A 24488-nucleotide genomic window follows, 5' to 3' on the forward strand; every position below is an offset into this window, starting at 1 on the left:
TGCGCTGGGATGGTCGAAACTAAGGTGGCGCGGTCGCTGAATTTCTCGGTGATCGGGTTTAGTAGCCTGATGGTTCAATTACGTTGAGTGCACAAGCTTCATCCATCTGACGTTCCTGTCTGTGCTTGATGGTGGCTGTGCGTAGGGCGCCCTCGGGCGCGCCGGCTTTGCGTAATTCCCCGGTCTACTAACCTGCGTACAGCTGCCACCCTCTCGTTTAGTAGCGATGGGGTGACGGCCAAACTAGGGAATTACGAATATGTGCAAAGCCTCATCTGACCCAACCATCCTCTTTACCGTCAGTTCCGACGCCAGTACTGAAAGCCTCATTACCAATAGCTACGAGACCTTTAGCTCGGTTAGCACTCTTCTGCTCGATCTCTCGGAAGACCTCAGCGGTAAGCACCGTGACATTGCACTGGCGATTCACCAACTGAGCGAATTGGGTGTGCTCATGACGGCAAGACTCCTCGACCGCGAAGAACCGTGCCTTCGTTGAATAACACAAATTCCAGCCACTAGCTGAGTGCTCGCCGAATCGTCGTATGCGGCAGTTATGATTCGGCGACTTTGCTACCCATGAAATTGATCAATTCCGGAGCCGGGCTAAGCCTTCGACTTTACCGATGAAGTTCCGGGTCTGCTTTCGGCCAGGAGCAGACATTCGAACCGCTGACCAATACACTGCCGCGACAATCGTACTCAAAACTTTTAGTGCAAATGCTCCCGCAGGAAGAAGGGTTTCAAATGAGTCTTGATCTGTACCTGGAAGCTGATAATGCGCTCACAGCCCCGATACTGGGAAAAGCCTTACAGAATGCTGGCGCCTGGGAAATCAACGCAGTTGGCGGCGGTTTGGAAGCTGCCTTTATCTCGGGACTAATGCTGAGTACCGATGGCGTAATCGCTGACTCTATGATTTACGCTGAGGATATGAAGGGTGTCGACTTCAGTGTCGCTATGCGTTGTACCATCAGAATCAAAGGCCCTGAGCCGGAGGGGCAGTCTGCTATGGAAGATCTGGACAAAATAGCCCAATCCATCGCTCAGGTGTGCTCGTCCCTCTTCCTGATAAGCTTCCAGTTTGAAGAAACATTGTACTGGCGGGATGCTACGGGGCTGCATCGTCCTTAATGCCAGAGCCTCCAAAAACATTGACGAATCTGCCTGACCGCACCCTGTCTACTATTGGGCATTTGCTGCCCATCTCGACGGAATTGGCTATTAATTGCTTTCCGTGAAGGGCCGCTTTGGGTCGATTTCTGCCTGTAGCCACCGTCAGCTTCTGGCCGATCGCTGCCCTTGGCGAGAGGCAGAAAACGGCTAAAAGCAGCTGCTCATAGGTGTCTAGGAGACTAGGGACCATTCAATCATAGGCTGGAGATGTCTACGGTGCCGGGGGTCAGGTGCCGGGGGTCAGACCACGTTTTCAATAATGATGGTCTGCCCCTATTTCTGCGTTTTCCACACAAGGCTTACAACCCAAGCCCATACTGAAACAACGCCATATCCATCACCCGCGCCGTAGGATACGGCAGCTCCAGACGCCCCGTTTTCAACGGCAGGGGTGAAGGATTCAGTTGCTCCACCACGCCCGCCAACGCCGTCAGCCCCTTCCCGCTGGCGGTGGTGATGAACGCGCGACGTGGGAACAGATCGCGGCAGGCGGCAATGTAGAAACGGTCCAGCGCCGGGCACTCTCCCCAGACCCCCATCAGGATTTTGGTCTTGAGGGTGTCGGTCCAGGAGACGTTGGTGGCCAAGGTCTCCATGGAGGCCAATACGCTGTCCAACAAGGCTTGGTTGTACGCCAGGTCCGGTGCGCCGGGTGCGAAATTATCCAGGGACAGTTCAAACAACTCCGGGCCCTGGCCGGTAAAAAGGCGCTTGGCCAAGGCTTTCATCAGGTCCAGGTTGCTGTTCTGCAGCAGGCCCGAGGAGCCACGGAACATCCCCCAGTTCGCCAGGTAGAAGCCGATATGCAGGGCGGTGGTGTCGATCTGTTCTTCGCTGATGAGGTCAGCCCAGCGAGGACGGGATTCGTCCCAGATGTATTCATAGAGAAACTCCCACGCCTTGAGTCGGGGGTAGTCGTTACCCGGTGAGGGCTGGATATTCTGGTAGTAGATCTGGGCGTAGCGATTGACATCGAAAATCATCATCTGGCTTCCTGCGCACGGCGTTCCTGTTGATCACATCAGCAGAGGTTATCGACAGCGCGGGCGAGATATTGAATACGCCCTCCCCCAAGCACCCGCCCCACGTTTACACTGGCGCCTTTTGCGCCGCTCACGCAGGGAAGCACTCGATGTCCACCGATCCGCTATGCCTGGTTTTTGTCCCCGCCCTTGTGGCTGTACTCACCGCCGCCGAGGCGAAAAAAGGCACGCCGCTGACCGAAGCCGAAGTGTGTGAAATCCGCGATGCAGCCACCTGTATCGCGCTGCCGTTCAGCACCGCGCTGGCGATGGAAACCGAGCGAGGTTATCCAGATATCGTCGCCGAAGACTGCTGGAGTGAGTGGCAACGGCTACGTGCTTCGGTTGCCTGACCCCGCTTATCGACCCCCTTACGAATGGAATCGACACCATGCTCAACTCCCCGCGCCCGTTCAAGCCACTCATCTGCCTCCCCCTCCTCGCCGCCCTCACCGGCTGCGGCGCATTGACGGATGTGCGCTCGTTCTCCACGCCCTACGCCACGCCCACCAGCGCTGAAACCGTGCGCCTGCGTGTGATGAGCGATGGCATGGTGCGCGCCGTGCCCAATTCCAACTGCATCAACTTCCGCCTGCCCGGCGCGGGGGTGATGGTGGCCAATCGAGAGGGCTATGCAGACCGCAACGGCGAAAGCCTGGGGATGGCGCCCGTGGAGCGGTCTTCGGAGGCCACGGTGATGAGTGAACTGCGGGTGCCGGCCGGGCAGCCCATCGCGTTTCACTACATCGGCAATCGTTGCTACAACATGTTCACTTTCGTGCCTGAGGCGGGGATGGACTATGAGCTGGATGCAGCGGGTCGCTATAAGTGCGGGGTGACGCTCAAGCGCATGTTGGTCGGCAAGATTGAGGGCACTCGGGTGCCGTTGGGTGAGAGCAAGTTGTGCAATTGGGGCGATAACTTCTGAGCCACGTCTCGCCCTCAGCTATGCAACGGCAACGCCACCCCGAACAACACAAAGAACCCACCACAGACTTTATTGAACCGCCGCCCGGTGCGGGCCAACCATGGCCGCACCCGGTGCGCGGCGCTGGCCACCAGGTATTCGACGACGAACTCCACCACGGCGTAGGTCAGCGCGATGATGGCGGTCTGCGTGATGATGTTTCTGTGGGGGTCGAGGAAGGGTGGGATAAACGCGGTAAACAGCAGCAACGCCTTGGGGTTGGAGAGGGCCGAGACCAACCCTTGGCGGAACAGCGACCAGCGTCGCAGGCTGGAAGTGGCCGCTGTTTCCAGGCTGACGGGGGCGGCGCGCCACAGTCCGTAGCCCAGCCAGATCAGGTAGAGCCCGCCGGCAATCTTCAAAGCCGTGAACGCGGTGGCCGAGGCCTGGATCAGTGCGCCCAGGCCCAGCGCGCACAGCGCAAGCACCAAGGCAAAACCGAGCACGCCGCCGCTGATGGTGAACAGGGTTCTGCGACTGCCGTGCAGCGCGCCATGGGTCAGCGCCAGCAACGCATTCGGACCTGGCACCACGGATATCCCGCAGCAGGTGATCAGGTAGAGCAACCAGGTCTCGAAGGGCATGATCAAGTCCGCAATGGGTGGTTTTGACTGCTATCTTGCAAATGAACAACGACCGTGAAAAGCGCATAATTCACGTCGCAGCCATTCGATTAACGAATAAAGGTTATCGCCATGTCTTCCAGCGATTTGCAGATCGATTGGCTCAAGTGCTTCGTCGCCGTGGTGGATGCCGGTTCGCTGTCGGGGGCGGCCCATGAGGTGAACCGCTCGCAGTCCGCCGTCAGCATGCAGATGAAAAAACTCGAGGCTGCCCTGGGCCGGCCCTTGCTCAACCGTGGCCCGCGGCACCTGCAACTGACCGATGACGGCCAGACACTGCTGGGCTATGCCCGTCGCATGCTCGCCCTGCACGCCGAGACCCAGGCAGCGTTTCACGGCGAGGCGTTGACCGGGCGTATCCGCCTGGGGGTGGCCGAGGACTACGCAGCCAAGTACCTCACGCCGCTGCTCAAACGTTTTGCGCCGCGTTATGCGGGGGTCGACATCGAGCTGACCTGTGAACAGTCGACCGCCCTGATCCCGCGTTTGCGCAGCGGCGACCTTGATCTTGCGCTGGTGTCCAGGGACTCGCCGCACACAGGGACGTTTCTGTTCAAGGAGCCGATGGTGTGGGTCGGCTCCGCGCAATTCGAGCTGTGGCGCCGCGACCCGGTGCCTATCGCCGTCTACGAAAGCGAAAGCCTGGCGCGCCGGTATGCGGTGAATTCACTGGCGCAACAGGGCCGCCAGTTCAAAGTGGTGTACAACAGCTCCAGCCTGGCCGGCCAGCTCGCCGCCGTGGAAGGTGGGCTGGCGATTGCTGCGATTACGGAGTGCACCGTGCAGCCGTCCTTGCAGGTCTTGAGCAGCGAACACGGCTTGGGCGCTATCGAACCGATGGAGGTGTCGATTCTACGTAGTCGGGCTTCGCGCGGATCCAAGGCGGTCAACAGCCTGCATGGGTTTATCATCAGTGCGCTTAGAGCTCAGGCGTAGCCCTGGCGCGTCGCGCTATCTGGACACCGAGGTGATCCCATAGCAGCCTCGCTGAAGCTCGACAGCGCCTATAATTGATCTGCATTCGGAGCTATACATGGCCCTGTCCAAACGTGAAACCGTTGGTATCGAACGCCAACTGGTCGCAGCACTGACTGACGCCTGCGAAACAGCGAAGGCTGAAATCCCGGGGTTTGAATGGCTGACGCACACGGTCAACTACGCCGACTTCCCTCAAAGCCTGCGCATCACCTGGGTCTTCGACACCCGCGCCAATAAAGACCACGCGGTGGCGACCGGGTTGGACGCACGCATCCGCGAACTCACAGCCGCGGCCCTGCACGATGCCGACATCCCACCCGTGCCGTTGCCGCGCTGCGTTCAACTTGACTCCGAAGAAGCCTGCCAAACCCAGCACGGCGGCAATTGGCGTTTGCGCCTGACCCGCTCAGCCAACTAGAGCCTGGCGCCCAACTGCTGGATAATGCCTCGCCCTGCTCTCCGCCCGCTGAAAAGGAAATCCCGCCCCATGAAGTTGCCGCTTTCCGCTGCCCTGCTCGCGTCTGCCCTGCTGTCGCCTTCGATGGCCCACGCCGACGACGCCGCCCTGGTCGACACCCTCAAGGCCTTCACCCGCTGCGACGCGAGTTTTTTCAGCAGCCTGAACACTCACCGCGACGCCTGGCAGGCCTACGCGCCGCTCAAGCAAGAGAAGGACTTCAGCTGGATCGCGGTACGCGATCGCACCGACCCCAAGGCCACCGCCGTGCCGGTGAGCGCGCCGGCCATCGCCGGTTTGAAGTTGCTGTCCTACAACGATGAGGTCAGCGATCTCGGCCCGTTGGGCCTGTATTACTTCTGGGGTTTCACGGTGGACGGCAACATTGATGAGGTCGCGCAGCGCTTTGCCGCACTGCTGGACCAACCCGCAGCGCTGCAAAAAGGCGAAGGGCAATACACGCGCAGCGAGCTGAAGGTGGGCAACAGCTGGCAGGCGATCAAGCCGATGCCGGGCAAGGCACCGGGGCTGCGCCATGTGGAGCGGGTGCTGATCGTGGAACCGGAGGGCCAGCATTCCCGTGTGAGTTGTTCGGTGCAGGGCGGTGTGACTCCCGGCCTGGTCGCGCTGCTGCGGCCGGACATCGCGCCGGTCGATTACCCGCGCACAGTGGCCGACACCAATCTCGCCGATGTGCCGGTACCGCCCACTGTGCTCCAGAGCCTCGATGCACCGTTGTTGCAGCCCAGGTTCAAGACGTTGAGCTACACCTACCTGTCGAGGAATGCCGCGGGCAAGGACGCGCCGATCACCATCCGGTTCAAGGCCGAGGGCGGTTTACTGGTCAAGAATGAGGCCTACGGCAGCGCCTTCAATGTGGACCGACTGATGTTGGCGGACCTGATCCAGCTGAAATCGAAAATGAACGGTGTAGGCGAAGGCCAGGTGCTGCAGACCCGCGAGGCCGAGGTAAAACTGCCGACCAGTTGGGCAGCGGGCCAGACCCTGAGTGCGCACCTGAAGATGGCCAATGTGCCGGTCAAGCCCACTGACAAACCGACCGAGACCACCTTGACCTGCAAGGTCGGCGAGCGCTTCCCGGCGCGCCAGGTGTTTGCATCGTTGACAGGCGATGCCATCCGGCTGGCCTGCGAACAGGACGGCTACACATCGTCGCGCGCGTTTATCGAGGACCTGGGGGTGGCCCTGACGCTGGAGTCGACGTCGAGCCAGACCCACTATGTGAATGAAATCCAGACGCTGGATGTGGTGCGCTGATTAGGCGCTCCACCCCACGCAAGAACACACCGACGCGCCGGCTGATCGCCCATTGTGTTTTAGCCGCAGTCGTACTCAACGTGTGATGAACGGGCCTGTCCACCACAATGAGCCCGCTCACCACAAGGAATGAAGAGGCGGTTAGAAGTGCCGTATGAGCGAACCAAACAGGTCGCCCCGGGGCATTTGGCTCAACGGGATTTCAGCGTTCTCGAACCACTGCGCACTGGCTTCGGGATGGGGGCCGCTCAGGATCACCACGCCCTTCTCGAAGGTATACCGCGCCGCCGCGATGTCGCCATTGCGGTAGGTGGCGATGGCCGTGTAGGGCGCGACCTTGGGGAAGTACGGGCCGTCCTGGAAGAACACCTGGTCGGGCTTGCCGTCCCATGTGACCTGCACGGCGGCGTCGGCGCTGTCGGGCACTTCGAAACCGGGGCGGCCGGCTTCGCCGTCGAGGTCCACCGGGATCAGGCCGAGGTTGTTGTCATCCGCCAGGTAGGCGCCCATGCACAAGCCCAGGTAGCGCCCGCCGTTGGCCACGTAATCGCGGATCGCTTCGCTGCGCGCATCGCCGATGCTGCGCAGGGCGCCGGGGATGTCCTGGCCGCCGCCGGGTTGCACGTAGAGGTCGTAGCGCGCCAGGGTTTGCGGGGTGATGTCGATGGGCTCGTCGGCGCCCACGAAGTCGATACGGTAGTTGGGGTTGATGCGCTGCAGGGCCTTTGCCACGTTTTCCGAACAGTCATCGCAGCCTGCCGGGCCACGATAGATGGCGACACGGGTGATAGGCGCCGAGGCTTCGGCCGGTGACGGCAGCAAAAGGGCAAAGGCAAACAACGTGGCGACGACAGCTCGCAGGTTCATGGTCGAGGGCTCCTGAAGGACCACGCAAAGCCTATAGCGATTGCGCCGTTGAATCCGTTAACAGTTGTAAACAACGCTCAGTTGGGGATAACTGGAGGTCGAGCCCCGTTTTTGATGACCTTGGTTAACGCATTCAACGCGGTGAAGTGGGCGGGCGCGGTTTACCTGATCTACCTGGGCATCCGCTCAAAACCGGCACACAGAAAGGGCTGACGCAGCGCTAGTCACTTGGCAAACGCATACTCCCCACCCTGCTCCACTGCCTTGCGATACGCAGGTCGGGCCTGGAATTTTTTTACCCAAGCCGCCAGGTGCGGGTAGGCCTGCAATTTGCCCTGGGCCCCGGCGACTTCGCCGATAAAGCTCATCTGGATATCCGCACCGCTCAGCTCGTCGCCCAGCAAGTACGCTTTATCCGCCAGCGCGTCGTTCAGATAACCCAGGTAGTTGGCCACTTCCGATTCAATACGCGGATGCAACGGCGCGCCGGCTTCACCCAGGCGGCCAACGTAGAGGTTGAGCATCAACGGCAACATGGCCGAGCCCTCGGCGAAGTGCAGCCATTGCACGTAGGTGTCATAGGCGGCGCTGGTCGGGTCCGGTTGCAGGCGGCCCTGGCCGTGATGGCGGATAAGGTAGTCGATGATCGCGGCGGACTCGATCAACACCTGGCCACCGTCTTCGATCACCGGGGATTTGCCCAGCGGGTGGATGGCCTTGAGTTCCGGCGGCGCCAGGTTGGTCTTTGGGTCACGCTGGTAGCGCTTGATCTCGTAAGGCAGGCCGAGTTCTTCGAGCAGCCACAGGATGCGTTGCGAACGTGAGTTGTTGAGGTGGTGGACGATGATCATTGAGTACTCCGCGGAGCGAAAGGATGTCTTGGAAACAGACTACGCCAGCGTCCGGGAGTGCCGACAATTAAATTTCAACGCGACAAACACGCGTGGTTACCATGGGGATCGATTTCACAGGAGTTCCTCCATGGACCTGAAATTCAGTCACGTCGACATACTGGTTGAAAACCTCGAGGAGGCTTGCGCCTATTACGCGCACATCCTCAACGCACGCATCTCAAAGACTTTCGTGTGGGAACGCGGCGGTCTGCATGTGCGCTATGCCGTGGTGCTGATGGGGCAAGAGCGGTTCATGCTGGTCCAGCCGATTGTCGGGAATCTGCGCGAGCTGTTGGACGCCCACGGCGAAGGCATGATTTACCGCCACTGCTACACCACGCCGGACATCGAGGTCGCCTATGACGAGCTGATCGCCGCCGGTGTGCAACCCGAGAATGAAAACGGCGTGCCCCTGGCCCGCGAGAACCTGCAGTCACCTTCTGGCGGGCGCATTATCTGGCTGCCCAAGCGCTTCGGGCACTTCTCCATGGAGATCCTGGAAGAGAAGACACTCGAGGCGTTTATTGAGGAGGCGTTTGGCTGATCGACGCCCACGCCGCCTGGGCCAACAACGACGCATAGGCATTCGGGCTTTTCTTGACCCGCCCGGACAACCACGCCCGGGCGTAGTTTTCCGCTGCGCCAAGGATCAGCGAGAGCAAAAGCTCGGCGGGAATGTGGCTGAACGCTTCAGCGCGGCCCTCCTCGCTCATCCACTCGGTCAATTGCCGATTGCGCTGTTTGTTGCGGGTGAGCAATTCATCCTTGAACGGGCCGTTGGCCACGGCGAAACGGCTCTGGAACACAAAGCGCGCCCAGTCGGGTTGTGCGTCCACCCACTCCACATAGCTGCACACCAACGCTTGCACACCTGCCTGGGCGGTTTGCGCCTGCGTCAGGTAGTGCTCACGCAGGGCGGCCTGGTCCTCCAGCGCGGCAAAAAACAGCGCGGCGACGATGCCTTCCTTGCTGCCGAAATGGTGGTAGATGGCACCCACGCTGGTGTCGCACCGCGCGCGGATGGTTTCGATGTTCGTGGCTTCAATACCCACTTCGTTAAAGCAGGCCAGCGCCTCGCGCAGGATGCTGCGCTTGAGGTCGCTGCGTCGGCCCGGGAAGGTGCGCTCGATCAGATCAGGTGCGTGCATGGAGTCGCTCGCCAAATGTGCGGAGTCTAAAGGTACAGCAGCCGCTAGAGAAGGCATGGCTTGACACCCTTGGAATTAACAGAATATTGTTCCGTCACAGAATATTATTCTGTAACCCTATCAGGAGGAAATCCATGAGTCAGTTTCTCAGCATGTTCAACAGCGTAGGCCCAGCCGCGTTCAGCCAGATGGCCTGCCAGGTGGCGCCCTACTTCAGCACCATCAACCCTGAAATCGCCGAACTGCGCCCAGGCCACGCGGTGGTCAACGTGCCGTTTCGCAAGGAAATCACCAACCACCTGGCCTCGGTGCATGCGATTGCGTTGTGCAACGCGGCGGAATTGGCCGGTGGGACGATGACGGATGTGTCGATTGCCCAAGGCGCCAGATGGATTCCCAAGGGCATGACCGTGGAGTACCTGGCGAAGGCCAAGTCGAACATCCGTGCGGTGGCGGATGGCAGTGGCATTGACTGGTCAACGGCTGGCGACAAGATCGTGCCGGTGGATATTTTCGATGAGGGCGGGGTGAAGGTGTTTACGGCGAAGATCACCATGAATGTGAAGATCGCCTGAGGCCGGGACGGTAGGCTCGGCGTTTGCCGAGCCATGCGTCACCTCACCATCGACCACAATGAAGCACCGACGCCGGTGATGCTCTCCCCCGCGATCAAGCCGGCAGCGGCGGTAATCGCAAAACGCTCGGTGAGGCTCGGCCAGCGGCAGCTCACCAGCCAGGTCAGTATGGCGCCCAGGGCCATCATCAGCGAAACCGAAGCCGGCAGCACGAAGGCCAGGCCCAGTGCCGCGGCACTCGGGAGGAAGCGGGAGCGATGGGCAGGCAAGGTGCTGTCCAGCACGCCGAGCAGCACGCCAACCAAGCCGCCGATGGCAATCGCCCAGCGGATGCTGGTCGACAGCGAGTCGAGCCCATGGGTGAGGGTTTGCGCCACGGCTTTCCAGGTGACGACCGCCGGTGCCGGCCACTCTTCGGTGAGCAACATGGATTGCGGGTCGGGGATCAGTGCCAGGTAGGCGAATACACCGACGATACTGCCGATGAAAATCCCCAGGATCTGCGCGATCACTTGTTTGTGCGGTGTGGCGCCAATGGCCTTGCCCACCTTGAAATCGTTCATCAGGTCCGTGCATTGCCCGGCTGAACCGCCAGCGGTATTGGCGCTCATCAGGTTGATCGGTACCTGCCCCGGCGCAACGATGCCAAAGCTCAATTGGGACAGTTGGCCGATGGCACCGATGGGCGGGATGCCGGTGGCTCCCACCACGCGCGCGGCGACGGCAGCCAGGCAGATCGCCAGCGGAATGGTGAGCAACGCCATCCCCAGGTCGATGCCGAACAGCAGCGCCTGCAGGCTCACCACCAGCCCGATCGACAGCGCGAACCCAGCGGCGGGCCCGGGCTTGGGCAGGGTCCACGTCGAGCCGCCGCTGGACTGGGTCGATCGGTACAAACCCCACAAACGTATCGTCAACGAGGCCAGGGTGGAACACACCATCAGGCTCACACCCGGCCACAGCAACCACTCCACCAACGCGGCGAACTGTGGGCCGCTGCTGTCCGCAGGCAATGTCACCAGGTGTTGTGCCAACAACCAGGGGCCCAGCCCGCCCCAGGCGAGCAGGGCGCCGAGCAGCAGGGTCAGGCCCACGCGAATGCCGATGATGCCGCCAAAGCCCACCAGCAACAGCGAAGGGTCGGCAGTGAACGTCAGGCGCTCCAAGTGCGCGCTGGGCGACCAGCGCGGGAACGCCCACATAAAGGTATCGACCCACTTGACCAAACCGGAGAGCAGCGCGGCGCTGAGCAGCACCTTCAAACGCGTCGCGGCTTCGCGACCGTGGTTGTAAATGTGCAACAGGGTTTCCAGGGTGGCCATGCCTTCGGGGAATTTCAACGCGTGGTCATTCAGCAGGGAGGGCCGTAGATACCAGGCGATCCAAATGCCCAGGAAACTGACCGAGAACACCCACGCGATCATCGGCACAGCGTCCAACTGGTTGCCCGTGAGCAAGGTATAGGCCGGGATCGGCGCCACTAACCCGCCGGAAATGATCGACGCGGCGGCCGATGCGACGGTCTGGTTGATATTGCTTTCGTGCAAGGTCCACGGCAGTGGTTCGGCGGCACGCTTGGCCAATCCCTGGAAGATGGCATAGCCGATCAGCAAGGCAATGATCGACATGTTGAACGACCAGCCGATCTTCAACCCGGCGTACACATTGGAGGGCGTGAGCAGAATGCCGAGCACGGTGCCGGTGATGACGGCGCGCAGGCTCAGTTCGCGAATCACGGGGCCGTGCGGGAGGGTCGTGGCGGGCATGCGGATTCCTTTCGGCAAGAACACAGGGCTACCTGACAAGTGAGCCCCATATCCGCCGAAGGTTCATCCCATTGCTCAGCCCAGGCGGAACCGCGCCGTGTTATCGCTCAACGCCTGGCTGCCTTTGCTCAGGGTGTCGGCTGCGCGATTCACTGCCCGCGCACCGTCGAGCAAGCGCCCGGCGGCCTGGTCCACTTGCTGGATGTTGCCGCTCACTTCATCCGCCGTCGCCGCTTGTTCCTCGACGGCGGTGGCGATCTGCGCCAGGGTGTCGGTCACCTGCTGCACCGCCCCGGCGATCTCGCCCAGACGGGTGCCCAGCCCGGTGACGGACTCCGCATCCGCCAGCGCTTGTTCACACGCGGCGCCCATCAGGGTGACCGCCTGGCTGACCGTGGCGCGCAGGCTGTCCACGGTGCCGGCGATCTGTGCGGTGGAGGCCTGGGTGCGCTGCGACAAACTGCGCACTTCATCGGCCACCACCGCAAAACCACGGCCCTGCTCGCCGGCGCGCGCGGCTTCGATGGCGGCGTTGAGGGCCAGCAGGTTGGTCTGTTCGGCGATGCCGCGAATGGTGTCGACCACCGACTGAATCTGCTGGCCCTGCTGGCTGACTTGCTCCAGCGCATCCGCGGTATCAGTCAGGCGTTGGTTGAGTTGCTGGATGCTGGCCGTGGTGCGCTGGCTGTCACGGCTGCTGTCTTCGGCAATACGCCGGGTCTGCTGGGCACTGCCCGAGGCGTGCTCGCAGCTTTTGGCGACGCCCAGGGAAGTGGCGGCCAGCTGGGTCGCAGCGGCGGCAATCTGGCTGATTTGGTGTTGCTGGTCTTCGACTTCGGTAAGGGTGCTGCCCGATTGCGAATTGAGGGTGAGCACCGCCGAGCCGAGTTGCTGCGTCTCGTGATTGACCCCCAGCAGGCTGGTGCGCAGTTGCACCACCGCCACGTTCAGCGCGGTGCTGATGGCCGCGAGTTCGTCGCGCCCTTCCACCGCCACCTCCACGCACAGGTTGCCATCGCGCAGGGACTCGGCCAGGGTGGTGATGCCGCTAGCGCTGCGGCGGATCGAGGCTTGCAGGCACATGAACAGGTACAACGCGGCCAGGGCCAGCAGACTGAATAGGGCCGCGACGGGGACAAATTTCTGCAACGAACGGTCACGGTAGTGACCCAGGCGCGCATCCAGCGAGTCGAGGGATTGGTTACGCAGCGCGCCCAGGCTGTCGAGCATGCCGTCGACACTGGTTTCAAAGGCCGCGGTATCAAGCTTGATGGTGCCGCCGAACACGCCGTCGTCGAGCACTTTGAGTTCGTTGTCCAGGCGTTGCAGGCTGGTGTCGTACTGGGTGGTCCAGGGTTCCAGGCCGGCATATTGCTTGGCCTTGAGCGAGGCCGCCGCCTTGACCAATTGGTCCCGCGCATCGCCGATACGGCCGCGCAGGTCACGCATCTGCAAACGGCTTTGCAAGGTGAATTGCCCCGAGGCGATGGACGACTGGCCGACACTGGCCATGCGCCCGATGCGCTCGATCAGGTCCGGTGTGTACTGGGTGGAAATCTGCATCAACAGGTAGGTTTCCAGCCACGGGTCGAGAATCAGGCCGGCGTCCAGGGTGATCTGTTCGCGCAGGGTTTGCATGGCGGTCAGGGCCGAGGTGAAACGGTCGTAACCGTCCGGCCACCAGCCCACGGTGCGCAGAGACTGGGAGTCCATGCCCTTGACCGTGGCCTGCAACGCATCGAAGCGGGCCAGCACGTCGGCGCCGGCATTCCGGGCCTTGAGTGAATCCCCCAGGGCTTGCAGGCTCTGCAGGATCAGTGGGAAATTCGCATCGACCTTGTCCATCGCCGCCTTCGCCGCCGGGGTCGGGGCGTGCAGGATATCGGCGGCTTTCCAGCGTGCGGCCAGGTTGCGCTGCGCCGTCAACTGGCCGTCCAGCCCATCCAGGGCCAGCAGTTGGCGAACGCCGGATTGCTCGCTGGAAATCACGGTCAGTTTGTCGCGGTAGTCCGAGCCGATCATCCACAGGCTGCCCGCCAGGGGCAGCATGAACAGGAAGAATAGAATCTGGAACTTGCGCGCAAAGCCGAACCGCCCCAGCAGGCGGATACCCGGTGATAAAAGGCTGTGCATGTGCGACCACTCCCCAAAAACGACCCAGGCGGTGCACCGCCGGGTGAAGCCTTGAAATGACTAACAGCAAAATGCCATGTCATTGATTGGGAAGGCACTAGCAAGATGTGGGCCGTTGGTAGAGAGGCCGGATACAGACGGGTTGGCACCTGACGGTGCACGCAAAGCGCCCTGAAATGGGGCAAAACCACCCATCACTGAGCGCAGATTTGTAACCACGCCACAAATCCAAGCCCCCCTCCTACATTTTCACTCCCCGACAGCCTCGCTTACCCTTGCGTCTGTCCGGCCATGTACCGGCTGAAGTTATTGATGTGATCATCCAGATTATCCTCAAGCATCATCCGGTACTGGTCGCAGAAGTACTTCAACATCGCCTCCCGTGCATCGGCCATTTCCGCGCCGGACTTGAAGTTGCGCGCACTCGCCCAGGCGTTGAAGCGCGTGGTGCCAAACATCATCGAGGCGCTGACCTGGCCGAGGTTTTCGTGGGCCTGGAGCTGCGCGTTCGACAGCTCGATATGCGCGTCGGCGCGGTCGTAGAAGGTGGGGTCGATGGCGTCTGCCATGGTGGTTTTCCTTGGTCATCAGGTTTGAATGAGGGTCGATCAAGCCAGCAGCGCGGTGATCCACCTGGCCTGTTGGGAAATCTCCTGCCACTTTTCCTGCGGCACCGCCTGCCGCGCCTGCTCGAAGCTGGCCAGGGTCTTGTGCTTTTGCTGCAACAGGCGCTGCCACTTGGCCAGGAACGCCGGGCTGCGCGCCTGCATTTGCAGGGGGCCGAAGTACAGCTGTTCGGCGGTGTAGGCCACCGGTCCGGTGCGCTCGGCCACGATGATCTCGTAGTAGAAACGGTTCTCGCGCAGCAGCTCTTCATGGAGGATCGCGTAGCCGTTGTCCATCAGCCACTGGCGCAGCGGTTGTTCGCCACCGTTGGGTTGCAGGATCAGGCGCTCCTGGCCGCTCAGGTGCCGTTTGCCGCTTTCAAGAATGTCGCGGATCGTCTCGCCGCCCATGCCGCAGACGCTGATAGCGGTGATGCCGTCATGGGGTTCGATGGCCGCCAGCCCATCGGCCAGGCGCACGGTGACCTGCTGTTCCAGGCCGTTGTCGCGCACGGTACGTTGCGCCGCATGGAATGGCGTGGTCGCCACCTCCCCCGCCACTGCCGCCGTGATCAGGCCGCGACGCAGCAACGCCACCGGCAAATAACCGTGATCGGAGCCGATATCGGCCAGCCGCGCACTCGCCGGTACGTTAGCGGCCACGCGCTCCAGGCGCAGGGATAAGCTGTGTTCGTTCAACGGCCCTGCTCCCCGGAAAAACGATCGCGGCTGTTGGTCAGGTGCAGCACCATGGCGGCGCGGGCGGCGTCCGGGTCCTGGCGTTTGATCGCGTTGAAGATCGCCTCGTGTTCCAGGTTCGCCAACTGGCCCAGCCTGGCGAAGTCGGCACCGCCGCGCTCATCGCCCTTGACCTGGGTGCGCGGGATCATCGCATTGCCCAGGTGCAGCATGATTTCGGTGAAGAAGGTGTTGCCGGTGGCCTCGGCGATCAGTTGGTGAAAGCGTTTGTCTTCCTCCACGCAGCTGTCGTTACTGGCCAGGGAAGCCTGGTAGTCGTCCAGCGCCTGGCGCATGTGGGCCAATTGGGCGTCGGTGCGGCGCACGGCCGCCAGCGCGACGGCTTGTACTTCAAGGCCCAGGCGCAACTCCAGCATGTTGCGCACGCTGGCCACCGTGTCCACATGCAGGCGCAAACCTTGCTGGGCCTGCTGCTCCAACACAAAGGTGCCGATGCCGTGGCGGGTCTCGACCAGGCCGGACGCCTGCAACTTGGAGATAGCCTCGCGCACCACCGTTCGGCTCACGCCGTGCTCGTGCACGATGGTGGATTCCGAGGGCAGTTTTTCACCGGGTTTGAGTTGGCCGAGCAGGATGCGCTGGGTCAGCGCGTCGACCACGCCTTGGGCCAGGTTGGTGGAGCGTCTGCGGACAGAGCTTCCATTATCGATGGGCATATTACGCGTCCACAGGGTTGAGCAGCCGCAAGCTTAACATCCCCACCTGGCCCTCGCGCCTACTGGGTGGTTGATGCGCAAAAAACCGCCAACTTGTATGACAACCAATTTGTAAAGCTCTCTAAAACCAAGAAAAACCAAGGATGTTGCAGAAAAAATAAAACAGCTTGTATGATGTCTGGCAACTCAACACGCAAACCCACATAAAAACAATCAGGGGGAGTCTGGAATGGTGACCACTTCAAGCCATGCATCTGCCACACCCGAAAATGATGCCGTCCTCACGCGCGCCGTGAGCAAGGTGAAGGGCCATGTGCTCCCACTGTTCGTGATCATGTTCATCCTCAACTACATCGACCGGGTCAATATCGGTTTTGTGCGCACGCACATGGAACACGACCTGGGCATCGGCGCAGCGGCGTATGGCTTCGGTGCCGGGTTGTTCTTCATCGGCTATGCCCTCTTCGAAGTGCCCTCCAATATGCTGCTGCAAAAGGTCGGCGCGCGTATCTGGCTGACCCGCATCATGTTCACCTGGGGCATCGTCGCCACGCTGATGGCGTTCATTCAGAACGAAACCCACTTCTACATCCTGCGCTTCTTGCTGGGCGTGGCTGAAGCCGGCTTTTTCCCGGGGGTGATCTACTACTTCACGCGCTGGTTGCCCGGTGTGGAGCGTGGTAAAGCCATTGCGATTTTCCTCAGTGGCTCGGCGGTCGCGTCACTGATTTCCGGTCCGCTTTCCGGCGCGCTGTTGCAGATCGAAGGGTTTGGCTTTCACGGCTGGCAATGGATGTTTGCCATTGAAGGCCTGGCCTCAGTGGCGCTGGGGTTCTTTGTGTGGTTCTGGCTCGACTCCAAACCCCACGACGCCAAATGGATGACCCGCGAGGAACAGGACGCACTGGTCAATGCCATCGACCAGGAACAACGCGACCGCGAAGCCCTCACCCGCGTCAAGCCGACCCTCGGCAAGCTGCTCAAGGACCGCCAGATCCTGCTGTTCTGCGCGTTGTATTTCTGCATCCAGCTGACGATCTATGCCGCCACGTTCTGGCTGCCAAGCATCATCAAGAAGATGGGCGACTTGAGTGATGTTCAGGTCGGTTTCTTCAATTCGATCCCGTGGCTGATCTCGATCATCGCCATGTATGCCTTCGCGTCGTTGTCCGGCAAGTTCAAGTTCCAGCAGGCCTGGGTCGCGGCAGCACTGCTGATTGCGGCGGCGGGGATGTTCATGTCGACCACCGGCGGGCCTATCTTCGCGTTTGTGGCGATCTGCTTTGCGGCCATCGGCTTCAAGTCGGCGTCGTCACTGTTCTGGCCGATCCCCCAGGGCTACCTGGATGTGCGCATTGCCGCTGCGGTGATCGCGCTGATCAACTCCATCGGTAACCTGGGCGGCTTCGTCGCGCCGACCACCTTCGGCTTTCTGGAGCAGACCACCGGTTCGATCCAGGGTGGCCTCTATGGCCTGGCCGGCACCTCGGTGCTCGCCGCGGTCCTGGTGTTTTTTGCCAGGACGGCCCCCTCTGCCGCATTGAAGCCACCGAGCGGCGTGCCCACCGCCGCCCTCGGCAAACCACTTTGAGACCCGTCAGGAACCTGCCATGAATACTCCCGTCGTTACGCACTTCCAGGTCATCCCCGTCGCCGGCCACGACAGCATGTTGCTCAACCTCAGCGGCGCCCATGGGCCATACTTCACGCGCAATATCGTCATCCTCAAGGACAGTTCGGGCAACACCGGCGTCGGCGAAGTGCCCGGCGGCGAGCGCATCCGCGAAACCCTGGAAGACGCCCGCAGCCTGGTGATCGGCCAGCCCATCGGCCAGTACCAGCGCATCCTCAACCAGATGCGCAGCGCCTTTGCTTCACGCGATGCCGCCGGTCGCGGCCTGCAGACCTTTGACCTGCGCATCACCATCCATGCCGTCACCGCCATGGAAGCGGCGCTGCTCGATTTGCTGGGCCAGTTTCTCGAAGTGCCGGTGGCGGCCTTGCTCGGCGAAGGACAGCAGCGTGATGCGGTAAAAATGCTCGGCTATCTGTTCTATGTCGGCGACCGCAACGCCACCACGCTCGCCTACCGCAACGAAGCCGACAGCTACGACGACTGGTTCCGCCTGCGCCATGAAACGGCCCTGACCAGCGACGCCGTGGTGCGCCTGGCCGAAGCCGCCCAGGCCAAATACGGCTTCAACGACTTCAAGCTCAAAGGCGGCGTATTGAGCGGCGACGCCGAAATCGAAGCGGTCACCGCCTTGGCCGAACGCTTCCCGGATGCACGCATCACCCTCGACCCGAACGGCGCCTGGTCACTGAAAGAGGCTATCCGCCTGTGCCGCGACCAGCACCACGTACTCGCCTATGCCGAAGACCCCTGCGGTGCAGAAAACGGTTACTCAGGTCGTGAGGTCATGGCCGAATTCCGCCGTGCCACCGGCCTTAAGACCGCCACCAATATGATCGCCACCGACTGGCGCGAGATGGGCCACGCGATCCAGCTGCAATCGGTCGACATCCCCCTCGCCGACCCGCACTTCTGGACCCTGCAGGGCTCGGTGCGTGTTGCACAGATGTGCCATGAGTGGGGCCTCACCTGGGGCTCGCACTCCAATAACCACTTCGATATTTCCCTGGCGATGTTCACCCAGGTGGCCGCCGCAGCACCGGGCGACATCACCGCCATCGACACCCACTGGATCTGGCAGGACGGCCAGCGCCTGACCAAAGCGCCGCTGAAAATCGAAGGTGGTTACGTGAAAGTGCCGAGCAAGCCAGGCCTGGGCGTGGAGATCGACCTGGACGCCGTGGCCCAGGCCCACGAAGTCTACAAAGGCATGGGCCTCGGCGCGCGGGATGACAGCGTGGCGATGCAATTCTTGATTCCGGGGTGGCGCTTCAACAACAAGCAACCCTGCCTGGTGCGATAACCCCTTCCTGCAGGAGCGAGCTTGCTCGCGAAGATCGCCAACGATAACGCGTCCTCTCCGGATAAACGCAATGCCTAGGTTTTCTTCGCGAGCACGCTCGCTCCTGCAATTGGCTGTACCGTCAGCTCGACGCCCAAGGCCAGCATCAGTTTCTGGATCGTCTCGTAGCGGGTCTTCGAGCCGCCTTTCAACGTTTTATAAAGACTCTCCCGGTTCACCCCAGCCGCCTCGGCCACTTTGTTCACACCTTGGGCCTTGGCAATCTCGGCAAGCGCCTTCATCAGCACCTGCATGTCTTGAGCCTTCATACTTTGCGCCAGATACGCACTGATGGTCTCCGGGCTGTCAAGAAAGCGCGAAGCCTCATAGACGCTGGTTCCGGACGTATCCAGATCGAGGATCGGCATATCCTCGGCTACTCCCTGTCGATGCCAATGGATTTTTGTTTCCGGCGAGCGCCGGAACAAAAAACCCTGGTTCAGCACCTGCACAACCATCGGATGGATACTATGAGCGCTTGTTTCCCCAATGTTTAAAGCACCCGATCAAACAACGGCGCCACGTCATACCGCTGCTTCAACATCTGTGCATCCACCAAAAAGTCCGCCGTGGCCTGGGCCTCGCTGATAATCGTCGGCGAGATCGGCAGCACCTTGATTGCATCGCGCTTGAACCACACCTTGGCGATTTCCGGCGCCGACTGGTTGGCCTTCGCCCAGGCTTCGGCGTATTCATCGACGTGGGTGTTGCTCCAGGCTCGGGCGCGAGTCAGGCGGGCAATGAAGTCTTTGATGATCGCGCTTTTCTGCGCCAGGGCCGGCTCGTACGCCACGATGTAGGTCGGCGCACTCATCAGGCCCTTGGCGTTGCGGATCAGGGTGCTGCCTTCTTTTTCCTGCAACGACACGTAGGGTTCCCAGGTGCCGAAGGCGTCGATGTCGCCCTGGGTCAACGCCAGGCTGGCCTCGGCCGGCAGCAGGTATTTGAAGTTGACGCTGCTGCGTGGCACCCCCGCTTCATCCAGCGCCTTGTACGCCAGTTGCTGGCTCCATGAGCCGTTCCAGATGGCGACGGTCTTGCCTTTGAGGTCGGCCACCGAGTGAATGCCCTTGCGCGCCACAATGCCCACGCCATCAAGGCTGGTCTGGGTGCTGGCGACGACTTTTACCGGTGCGCCGTTGGCGGCCAGGCTGATCACCGGGGTGTCGCCGACGATGCCCACATCCAGCGCGCCGCTGGCCACGGCCGAGGCTACCGGGGAACCGGTGTTGAAGCGCTTGAAGTCGACTTTGTACGGCAGGTCCTCCAGCTCGCCCGACAGCTCCAGCACGATGCGGTTGGAAAAGAACTGGTCACCCACGACGAGGGTCAACGGCTCGGCGGCGCTGGCCGACGGACCATAGAGCGCAAGGGAGGCCACGCCCAGCAAGGACAGCAGTGTTCGACGGTTGATCATGAAAAATCCCACAGGGTTAGAGGGTTGGTTTAACCATCTGTGGGCATGCAGTCTGGTCGCTTCAGGTAGAAGCTAACGCAATAAAAGCGCGGGGGTTTAATACTGTTGGGCACTATCGATAGAACCGTCCCACAGGTCGCTAGTTGCTTTTCGTATTAAAACCTTCGCTGCCGCTGGGTTAGGGTGACGTCACCAGACCACTGGACCCCAGCACCTGAACCACTTTCAGCAAGGTCCATTGCATGTCGATTCCCGCTTTGAATATCTGGGGCGCTCCGCCCACTGCCCGCTACGAACAACTGGCCGCGCCGTTTCGCCCACTGTTTGCGCACATTCTCGCGCAGGCCGCCGAGGCGGATCAGACACGCGCCAGCCTCGCCACGGTGATCCAGCAACTGAACGCCCTGGGTTTGCCGCGCTGGCGCCTGCCGGCCAGTTATGGCGGCCAGGATGCGACCCTGGTCGAGCTGCTCACGCTGCTTGCGGAACTGTCTGCCGCCGACTCCAACATCACCCAGGCCCTGCGCGGCCACTTTGGTTTTTGCGAAGACGTACTCAGCGCCAAGGACCTCGACTGGCGCGCCAAGTGGCTGGACCGCCTCGGCCAAGGCGCCCTGCTCTCCCCCGGCAGCACCGAAGTCGGCAACGGAGCCCGTGGCGATTTCGACACCCGCCTGCACCGCGATGCCGCCGGCGCATTGCGCATCAGCGGCAAGAAGTTCTACACCACCGGCGCGCTCTACAGCGACCTGATCAATACCATCGCGACCGGTGAAAACGGCACCGTGTATACGGTTGTCGTCGACCTGAAAGCCCCCGGCGTGAAGATCGTCGACGACTGGAACGGCTTCGGCCAACGCCTCACCGCCAGCGGCACCTGCATCTTCGATCACGCACCGGTGATGGACAACGACGCGCGCCCCACCCAACAGCGCTTCGGCCATGGACAGTCGTTCTTCCAGCTCTACCACCTCAGCACCCTCGCCGGAATCGCCCGACGCGCCGCCCTCAGCGGTGCCGAAGAACTCAGCCAGCGCGCCCGCACCTTCACCACCGGCAATGCCGACAGCGCAGGCCAGGACGTGCAACTGCTACAGGTGATTGGCGAAGTCGCGAGCCAAGCCTACGCTGCTCAAGCGATTGCCCAGCAAGCGGCGCAACGCCTGGAATACACCGCGCAGTCTGTGATTGCCCATGACCAGTCACTGCATGACGATGATCCGCAGGTTGCATTGGCCGAGCTGGAAGTGTGCCTGGCGGTGAACCCGGTGGTGGATGCGACGCTGGCCGCGACCACCGCCTTGTTCGACGCCCTGGGCGCCAGTGCCACCGCCAGCAGCAAGGCGCTGGACCGGCTGTGGCGCAATGCGCGCACCCTGGCGAACCATAACCCGCGGGTGTACAAGTCGCGGATCGTAGGCAATTACCTGGTCAATGGAGTCCTGCCGCCTGCGCAGTGGCGGGTGGGTGTGGCAAAAAGCACTGACAGTTAGAGGGCACAACAAAGATCAAATGTGGGAGGGGGCTTGCCCCCGATTGCGGACATCCAGTCACTGCATTGTTAGTTGACCCATCGCCATCGGGGGCAAGCCCCCTCCCACAGGTAACCTACACGCTCACAAACTTCAGCACCCGCGCCAACATCCGGTCGCAGGCCTGCAACTGCGCCAGGCTGATGAACTCGTCCGGTTTGTGGCCCTGCTCCATGCTGCCAGGCCCACACACCACCGTAGGAATACCGGCCTGGTCGAACAGACCACCCTCTGTCCCAAAGGCCACCGTGCCAAAATCCTGCGAGCCACAGAACTGCGCCACCCATTCGGCGGCCTGGCTTTCAGGCGATGTAGCCAGCCCGGGATAGCTCGACAACTCACTGATGCTGATCGCCGATTGCGCACTCACCGCGCGCATCGCCGGCAACAGGGAGTACTCGGCGTAGTCGCGCAGTTGCTGCACCACCTGCCAGGGATCCTGGGCCGGCAGCGAGCGCACTTCAAAGTCGAAACTGCAGTCCTGCGGCACGATATTGAGCGCCTTGCCGCCACTGATCAAACCAGTCTGCACCGTAGAAAACGCCGGGTCGAAACGCGCATCCAGATGCTCTGGCGCCTTGAGCGTTTCGCCGAGCCGCACCCATTCGCTGACCAGGCGCGCCGCGTATTCAATGGCGTTCACGCCCGCCGGCGCGTACGCCGAATGGCACGCCGCGCCATGCACCTGGCAGCGCATCGCCAGCTTGCCTTTGTGGCCCAGCACCGGCTTGAGTTCGGTGGGTTCGCCAATCACACACAGCAGCGGCTTGACCGGCTGCCCGTGGAACCGCTCGATCAGCGAGCGCACGCCCAGGCAACCGACTTCCTCATCGTAGGACAGCGCGATATGCACCGGCATGCGTAACGGCGCCTGCACCAACGCCGGCACGCACGCCAGCACACAAGCGATGTAGCCCTTCATGTCCGCCGTGCCACGACCGTACAACTTGCCGTCCTGTTCGGTCAGCTCGAACGGCGCCACGCGCCAGCGCTGCCCGTCCACCGGCACCACATCGGTATGCCCGGACAACACGATGCCGGGCACCTGCGCCGGACCAATCGTCGCAAGCAGGTTGGCCTTGCTCTTGTGCGCGTTGTACACCAGCTCACAGGCCACGCCGTGGTCTTGCAAATAGGTGCGCACGAAGTCGATCAAGGCCAGGTTGGATTCGCGGCTGGTGGTGTCGAAACGCACCAGTTGCGCCAGCAGGTCGCGGCTGTTCATCGGTCATCTCCCGGCACCGCATAACCCGGTGCGATCTGCGGGTTGAGGGCGCGGTCGATGTAATCCTGCAGTTGCCCGCGATAGGCTTGCCAGAGTTGGTCGAGGGCGCTGATCGGGTCCGCATCGGCCCAATCCACACGCAGATTGACCACTGGCCACAGCAGGTCATCGACAATCACCAGCGCCGCCGAATGCACCGGCCCCGCTTCACCACCACCTGCCACACCGGCGTGCATCGCGGCCAGCAGGCGGTCGGCCAGGTGCCCCGGGGCCGCTTCGAACGCCGCCACCATGGCCTCGATTACGCCGGGGTTGGCCAACATGTTCCCTGCCGCCACGCATTGCTCGCCACTCACTGCGTGGTGAATACCCAGGGTCTGCGCACCGCTGAAATGCGCGGTGCGGCCCAAGTGATCAATCACGCTGACCTGGCGATACTCGCTGTGATCCTGACCGGCCAACGTCGCCAGCGCTTCACTCGGTGTCAGGCCCTGCTCCAGTAAATCCAGCACCTGAGGCCCCAGGCTCGGCAAGGTAATGTTCTGCGATGCCACCGCGCCCACGCCGGGACGCAGCCATGGGCAACGCGCGCCCACGGCAATGCTCGATGAGCTGATCGCAATGCCCAACTGGCCCGTCTCGGCGCAGCGGGCGACAACGGAAAACGTCATGGAGGTGTCCTCAATCGAGCACGGAAGGGTCAGCGTCGATCATCAGCTGCTTCATTTCTTCGAAATGCTGGCGCGAAAAGTCCGCGATGCCTTCCCAGCCCCGCGCGGTTTTTTCCGCCACTTCATCGGACAGCACCCGCAACGGCTGTCCGGTGGACCAGGCCGTGACGAGGATCTGGCAGGAACGTTCCAGGGTCCAGATGTCGTCGAACGCTTCACCGATGGAACCGGCCGTGACCATTACGCCGTGGTTACCCATCAACAAGCGCGTCTTGCCGTCGAGCAACCCGGCCAGCCGTGCGCCTTCGGCCTCGGTGTCGGCCATGCCGCCGTACAGCTCGTCCACGGCTACGCGGTTGAAGTAACGCGCGGTGTTCTGGTCGATCGGCGGGATGTGCGGCCTGGCCAGGCACGCCACCGCGGTGGTGTACACCGGGTGCAGGTGCAGCACCGCACGGGTCTGTGGCAACAGCCGGTGGATCTGCCCGTGGATCGACCAGGCCGTGGCGTCCACGTTGGGGTGATCGGCACAGGCCGTGTCGTGCGCATTCAACAGCAACAGATCGCTCGCGCGGATACGCGAAAAGTGCTTCCACTTCGGGTTGAGCAGAAACTGTTTGCCATCGGCCGAAACGGCGGCACTGAAGTGGTTGGCCACCGCTTCATGCATGCCCAGATGGGCGATGATGCGAAAGGTCGCCGCCAGGTCGATGCGCGTCTGTTCTTCGTGGGATAACGCCATGGATCGCTCTCCGCAGGGCGCGG

Annotated in this window: 27 protein-coding genes; 12 read left to right on the forward strand and 15 right to left on the reverse strand. The window is 61.9% G+C overall.

The window, feature by feature from the left end:
* Nucleotides 1–259 precede the first annotated feature (259 nt).
* Nucleotides 260–499 carry a DUF6124 family protein gene (locus K5K89_RS19775; protein ID WP_071490138.1) on the forward strand — a complete coding sequence of 80 codons (240 nt, stop codon included), beginning with the start codon at nt 260–262 and terminating at the stop codon, nt 497–499.
* Between the two features lie 248 nt (nt 500–747).
* The gene (locus tag K5K89_RS19780) at nt 748–1134 is read left to right on the forward strand and encodes a hypothetical protein (RefSeq protein WP_222540104.1); all 387 of its coding nucleotides are present in this window, start codon (nt 748–750) and stop codon (nt 1132–1134) included.
* Between the two features lie 341 nt (nt 1135–1475).
* On the opposite strand, the gene K5K89_RS19785 is transcribed toward K5K89_RS19780, so the two are convergent.
* Nucleotides 1476–2159 (reverse strand): hypothetical protein, encoded by a 684-nt coding sequence (locus K5K89_RS19785; protein ID WP_071490203.1) that lies wholly within the window; start codon nt 2157–2159, stop codon nt 1476–1478.
* Nucleotides 2160–2308: 149 nt separating this feature from the next.
* Between K5K89_RS19785 and K5K89_RS19790 the strand changes: the two genes are divergently transcribed.
* Together K5K89_RS19790 and K5K89_RS19795 are read left to right on the forward strand one after the other, a co-directional pair.
* Nucleotides 2309–2551: a hypothetical protein gene (locus K5K89_RS19790; RefSeq protein WP_071490140.1), complete on the forward strand. Its 243-nt coding sequence runs from the start codon at nt 2309–2311 to the stop codon at nt 2549–2551.
* Between the two features lie 38 nt (nt 2552–2589).
* Nucleotides 2590–3126 carry a hypothetical protein gene (locus K5K89_RS19795; RefSeq protein ID WP_261400717.1) on the forward strand — a complete coding sequence of 179 codons (537 nt, stop codon included), beginning with the start codon at nt 2590–2592 and terminating at the stop codon, nt 3124–3126.
* 14 nt (nt 3127–3140) lie between these two features.
* Here the strand turns inward: K5K89_RS19795 and K5K89_RS19800 are convergent, their stop codons facing one another.
* Nucleotides 3141–3749: a LysE family translocator gene (locus tag K5K89_RS19800; RefSeq protein ID WP_071490142.1), complete on the reverse strand. Its 609-nt coding sequence runs from the start codon at nt 3747–3749 to the stop codon at nt 3141–3143.
* Between the two features lie 111 nt (nt 3750–3860).
* Here K5K89_RS19800 and K5K89_RS19805 point away from each other — a divergent pair, with 111 nt between their 5' ends.
* The 3 genes from K5K89_RS19805 (at nt 3861) to K5K89_RS19815 (ending at nt 6501) form a co-directional block, all read left to right on the forward strand.
* Entirely contained in the window at nt 3861–4724 is an 864-nt protein-coding gene (locus K5K89_RS19805) for a LysR family transcriptional regulator (protein ID WP_071490143.1), read from the forward strand.
* A gap of 97 nt (nt 4725–4821) precedes the next feature.
* The gene (locus tag K5K89_RS19810) at nt 4822–5184 is read left to right on the forward strand and encodes a hypothetical protein (protein WP_071490144.1); all 363 of its coding nucleotides are present in this window, start codon (nt 4822–4824) and stop codon (nt 5182–5184) included.
* A gap of 69 nt (nt 5185–5253) precedes the next feature.
* Nucleotides 5254–6501 carry a hypothetical protein gene (locus K5K89_RS19815; protein ID WP_222540106.1) on the forward strand — a complete coding sequence of 416 codons (1248 nt, stop codon included), beginning with the start codon at nt 5254–5256 and terminating at the stop codon, nt 6499–6501.
* 141 nt (nt 6502–6642) lie between these two features.
* On the opposite strand, the gene K5K89_RS19820 is transcribed toward K5K89_RS19815, so the two are convergent.
* Nucleotides 6643–7368 (reverse strand): BPL-N domain-containing protein, encoded by a 726-nt coding sequence (locus K5K89_RS19820; protein ID WP_222540107.1) that lies wholly within the window; start codon nt 7366–7368, stop codon nt 6643–6645.
* A gap of 224 nt (nt 7369–7592) precedes the next feature.
* A complete protein-coding gene (locus K5K89_RS19825) occupies nt 7593–8219 on the reverse strand; it encodes a glutathione S-transferase family protein (RefSeq protein ID WP_222540108.1) in 627 nt (208 codons plus the stop codon).
* A gap of 130 nt (nt 8220–8349) precedes the next feature.
* On the opposite strand from K5K89_RS19825, the gene K5K89_RS19830 reads away from it, so the two are divergent.
* Complete coding sequence (locus K5K89_RS19830) at nt 8350–8805, forward strand: VOC family protein (protein ID WP_222540109.1); 456 nt, start codon at nt 8350–8352, stop codon at nt 8803–8805.
* On the opposite strand, the gene K5K89_RS19835 is transcribed toward K5K89_RS19830, so the two are convergent.
* Entirely contained in the window at nt 8783–9409 is a 627-nt protein-coding gene (locus K5K89_RS19835; protein ID WP_222540110.1) for a TetR/AcrR family transcriptional regulator, read from the reverse strand. The genes K5K89_RS19830 and K5K89_RS19835 overlap by 23 nt on opposite strands.
* A gap of 134 nt (nt 9410–9543) precedes the next feature.
* On the opposite strand from K5K89_RS19835, the gene K5K89_RS19840 reads away from it, so the two are divergent.
* The gene (locus tag K5K89_RS19840) at nt 9544–9984 is read left to right on the forward strand and encodes a hotdog fold domain-containing protein (RefSeq protein WP_071490155.1); all 441 of its coding nucleotides are present in this window, start codon (nt 9544–9546) and stop codon (nt 9982–9984) included.
* A 38-nt stretch (nt 9985–10022) separates the two neighbouring features.
* Here K5K89_RS19840 and K5K89_RS19845 read toward each other — a convergent pair whose 3' ends face one another.
* The 5 genes from K5K89_RS19845 to K5K89_RS19865 all read right to left on the reverse strand — a co-directional run bounded on the left by K5K89_RS19845 (nt 10023) and on the right by K5K89_RS19865 (nt 15903).
* A complete protein-coding gene (locus tag K5K89_RS19845; RefSeq protein ID WP_222540111.1) occupies nt 10023–11750 on the reverse strand; it encodes an OPT family oligopeptide transporter in 1728 nt (575 codons plus the stop codon).
* 75 nt (nt 11751–11825) lie between these two features.
* Nucleotides 11826–13883, reverse strand: a complete 2058-nt coding sequence (locus K5K89_RS19850) for a methyl-accepting chemotaxis protein (RefSeq protein ID WP_071490157.1) — start codon at nt 13881–13883, stop codon at nt 11826–11828.
* Nucleotides 13884–14152: 269 nt separating this feature from the next.
* The gene (locus K5K89_RS19855) at nt 14153–14452 is read right to left on the reverse strand and encodes a DUF3144 domain-containing protein (RefSeq protein ID WP_222540112.1); all 300 of its coding nucleotides are present in this window, start codon (nt 14450–14452) and stop codon (nt 14153–14155) included.
* Between the two features lie 39 nt (nt 14453–14491).
* Nucleotides 14492–15187, reverse strand: coding sequence for a tRNA (adenine(22)-N(1))-methyltransferase (locus K5K89_RS19860; protein ID WP_222540113.1), 696 nt, complete (start codon nt 15185–15187; stop codon nt 14492–14494).
* Nucleotides 15184–15903 carry a FadR/GntR family transcriptional regulator gene (locus K5K89_RS19865; RefSeq protein ID WP_071490160.1) on the reverse strand — a complete coding sequence of 240 codons (720 nt, stop codon included), beginning with the start codon at nt 15901–15903 and terminating at the stop codon, nt 15184–15186. The genes K5K89_RS19860 and K5K89_RS19865 overlap by 4 nt, the downstream gene beginning before the upstream one ends.
* 232 nt (nt 15904–16135) lie before the next feature.
* Here K5K89_RS19865 and K5K89_RS19870 point away from each other — a divergent pair, with 232 nt between their 5' ends.
* Nucleotides 16136–17494 (forward strand): MFS transporter, encoded by a 1359-nt coding sequence (locus K5K89_RS19870; RefSeq protein ID WP_092250746.1) that lies wholly within the window; start codon nt 16136–16138, stop codon nt 17492–17494.
* 19 nt (nt 17495–17513) lie between these two features.
* Nucleotides 17514–18839 (forward strand): glucarate dehydratase, encoded by a 1326-nt coding sequence (gene gudD / locus K5K89_RS19875; protein WP_222540114.1) that lies wholly within the window; start codon nt 17514–17516, stop codon nt 18837–18839.
* Nucleotides 18840–18913: 74 nt separating this feature from the next.
* On the opposite strand, the gene K5K89_RS19880 is transcribed toward gudD, so the two are convergent.
* Nucleotides 18914–19246: an addiction module antidote protein gene (locus K5K89_RS19880; RefSeq protein WP_222541733.1), complete on the reverse strand. Its 333-nt coding sequence runs from the start codon at nt 19244–19246 to the stop codon at nt 18914–18916.
* 125 nt (nt 19247–19371) lie between these two features.
* Nucleotides 19372–20295 (reverse strand): ABC transporter substrate-binding protein, encoded by a 924-nt coding sequence (locus K5K89_RS19885; protein WP_093124818.1) that lies wholly within the window; start codon nt 20293–20295, stop codon nt 19372–19374.
* 242 nt (nt 20296–20537) lie between these two features.
* On the opposite strand from K5K89_RS19885, the gene K5K89_RS19890 reads away from it, so the two are divergent.
* Complete coding sequence (locus tag K5K89_RS19890) at nt 20538–21788, forward strand: acyl-CoA dehydrogenase family protein (protein ID WP_222540115.1); 1251 nt, start codon at nt 20538–20540, stop codon at nt 21786–21788.
* A 115-nt stretch (nt 21789–21903) separates the two neighbouring features.
* Here K5K89_RS19890 and argE read toward each other — a convergent pair whose 3' ends face one another.
* From argE to K5K89_RS19905, 3 genes are read right to left on the reverse strand one after another with little or no spacing between them, the layout of a single operon-like run.
* Nucleotides 21904–23052 (reverse strand): acetylornithine deacetylase, encoded by a 1149-nt coding sequence (argE, locus tag K5K89_RS19895; RefSeq protein ID WP_222540116.1) that lies wholly within the window; start codon nt 23050–23052, stop codon nt 21904–21906.
* Nucleotides 23049–23723 carry a DUF1028 domain-containing protein gene (locus K5K89_RS19900; RefSeq protein ID WP_071490166.1) on the reverse strand — a complete coding sequence of 225 codons (675 nt, stop codon included), beginning with the start codon at nt 23721–23723 and terminating at the stop codon, nt 23049–23051. The genes argE and K5K89_RS19900 overlap by 4 nt, the downstream gene beginning before the upstream one ends.
* Nucleotides 23724–23733: 10 nt before the next feature.
* Complete coding sequence (locus K5K89_RS19905; RefSeq protein WP_071490167.1) at nt 23734–24465, reverse strand: class II aldolase and adducin N-terminal domain-containing protein; 732 nt, start codon at nt 24463–24465, stop codon at nt 23734–23736.
* Nucleotides 24466–24488: the final 23 nt, after the last annotated feature.

The sequence above is a fragment of the Pseudomonas sp. DR208 genome, assembly GCF_019823005.1.
GTDB classification, from domain to species: domain Bacteria; phylum Pseudomonadota; class Gammaproteobacteria; order Pseudomonadales; family Pseudomonadaceae; genus Aquipseudomonas; species Aquipseudomonas extremorientalis.

What these genes read in the sequence shown, in the direction of transcription:
- K5K89_RS19880 (WP_222541733.1), bottom strand. Translation starts at nt 19,246, where the DNA reads ATGCCGATCCTCGATCTGGATACGTCCGGAACCAGCGTCTATGAGGCT.
- K5K89_RS19855 (WP_222540112.1), bottom strand. Translation starts at nt 14,452, where the DNA reads ATGGCAGACGCCATCGACCCCACCTTCTACGACCGCGCCGACGCGCAT.
- K5K89_RS19820 (WP_222540107.1), bottom strand. Translation starts at nt 7,368, where the DNA reads ATGAACCTGCGAGCTGTCGTCGCCACGTTGTTTGCCTTTGCCCTTTTG.
- K5K89_RS19885 (WP_093124818.1), bottom strand. Translation starts at nt 20,295, where the DNA reads ATGATCAACCGTCGAACACTGCTGTCCTTGCTGGGCGTGGCCTCCCTT.
- K5K89_RS19850 (WP_071490157.1), bottom strand. Translation starts at nt 13,883, where the DNA reads ATGCACAGCCTTTTATCACCGGGTATCCGCCTGCTGGGGCGGTTCGGC.
- K5K89_RS19800 (WP_071490142.1), bottom strand. Translation starts at nt 3,749, where the DNA reads ATGCCCTTCGAGACCTGGTTGCTCTACCTGATCACCTGCTGCGGGATA.
- K5K89_RS19840 (WP_071490155.1), top strand. Translation starts at nt 9,544, where the DNA reads ATGAGTCAGTTTCTCAGCATGTTCAACAGCGTAGGCCCAGCCGCGTTC.
- K5K89_RS19905 (WP_071490167.1), bottom strand. Translation starts at nt 24,465, where the DNA reads ATGGCGTTATCCCACGAAGAACAGACGCGCATCGACCTGGCGGCGACC.
- K5K89_RS19810 (WP_071490144.1), top strand. Translation starts at nt 4,822, where the DNA reads ATGGCCCTGTCCAAACGTGAAACCGTTGGTATCGAACGCCAACTGGTC.
- argE (WP_222540116.1), bottom strand. Translation starts at nt 23,052, where the DNA reads ATGAACAGCCGCGACCTGCTGGCGCAACTGGTGCGTTTCGACACCACC.
- K5K89_RS19845 (WP_222540111.1), bottom strand. Translation starts at nt 11,750, where the DNA reads ATGCCCGCCACGACCCTCCCGCACGGCCCCGTGATTCGCGAACTGAGC.
- K5K89_RS19825 (WP_222540108.1), bottom strand. Translation starts at nt 8,219, where the DNA reads ATGATCATCGTCCACCACCTCAACAACTCACGTTCGCAACGCATCCTG.
- K5K89_RS19785 (WP_071490203.1), bottom strand. Translation starts at nt 2,159, where the DNA reads ATGATTTTCGATGTCAATCGCTACGCCCAGATCTACTACCAGAATATC.
- K5K89_RS19815 (WP_222540106.1), top strand. Translation starts at nt 5,254, where the DNA reads ATGAAGTTGCCGCTTTCCGCTGCCCTGCTCGCGTCTGCCCTGCTGTCG.
- K5K89_RS19775 (WP_071490138.1), top strand. Translation starts at nt 260, where the DNA reads ATGTGCAAAGCCTCATCTGACCCAACCATCCTCTTTACCGTCAGTTCC.
- K5K89_RS19865 (WP_071490160.1), bottom strand. Translation starts at nt 15,903, where the DNA reads ATGCCCATCGATAATGGAAGCTCTGTCCGCAGACGCTCCACCAACCTG.
- K5K89_RS19900 (WP_071490166.1), bottom strand. Translation starts at nt 23,723, where the DNA reads ATGACGTTTTCCGTTGTCGCCCGCTGCGCCGAGACGGGCCAGTTGGGC.
- K5K89_RS19780 (WP_222540104.1), top strand. Translation starts at nt 748, where the DNA reads ATGAGTCTTGATCTGTACCTGGAAGCTGATAATGCGCTCACAGCCCCG.
- K5K89_RS19805 (WP_071490143.1), top strand. Translation starts at nt 3,861, where the DNA reads ATGTCTTCCAGCGATTTGCAGATCGATTGGCTCAAGTGCTTCGTCGCC.
- K5K89_RS19795 (WP_261400717.1), top strand. Translation starts at nt 2,590, where the DNA reads ATGCTCAACTCCCCGCGCCCGTTCAAGCCACTCATCTGCCTCCCCCTC.
- K5K89_RS19830 (WP_222540109.1), top strand. Translation starts at nt 8,350, where the DNA reads ATGGACCTGAAATTCAGTCACGTCGACATACTGGTTGAAAACCTCGAG.
- gudD (WP_222540114.1), top strand. Translation starts at nt 17,514, where the DNA reads ATGAATACTCCCGTCGTTACGCACTTCCAGGTCATCCCCGTCGCCGGC.
- K5K89_RS19835 (WP_222540110.1), bottom strand. Translation starts at nt 9,409, where the DNA reads ATGCACGCACCTGATCTGATCGAGCGCACCTTCCCGGGCCGACGCAGC.
- K5K89_RS19890 (WP_222540115.1), top strand. Translation starts at nt 20,538, where the DNA reads ATGTCGATTCCCGCTTTGAATATCTGGGGCGCTCCGCCCACTGCCCGC.
- K5K89_RS19790 (WP_071490140.1), top strand. Translation starts at nt 2,309, where the DNA reads ATGTCCACCGATCCGCTATGCCTGGTTTTTGTCCCCGCCCTTGTGGCT.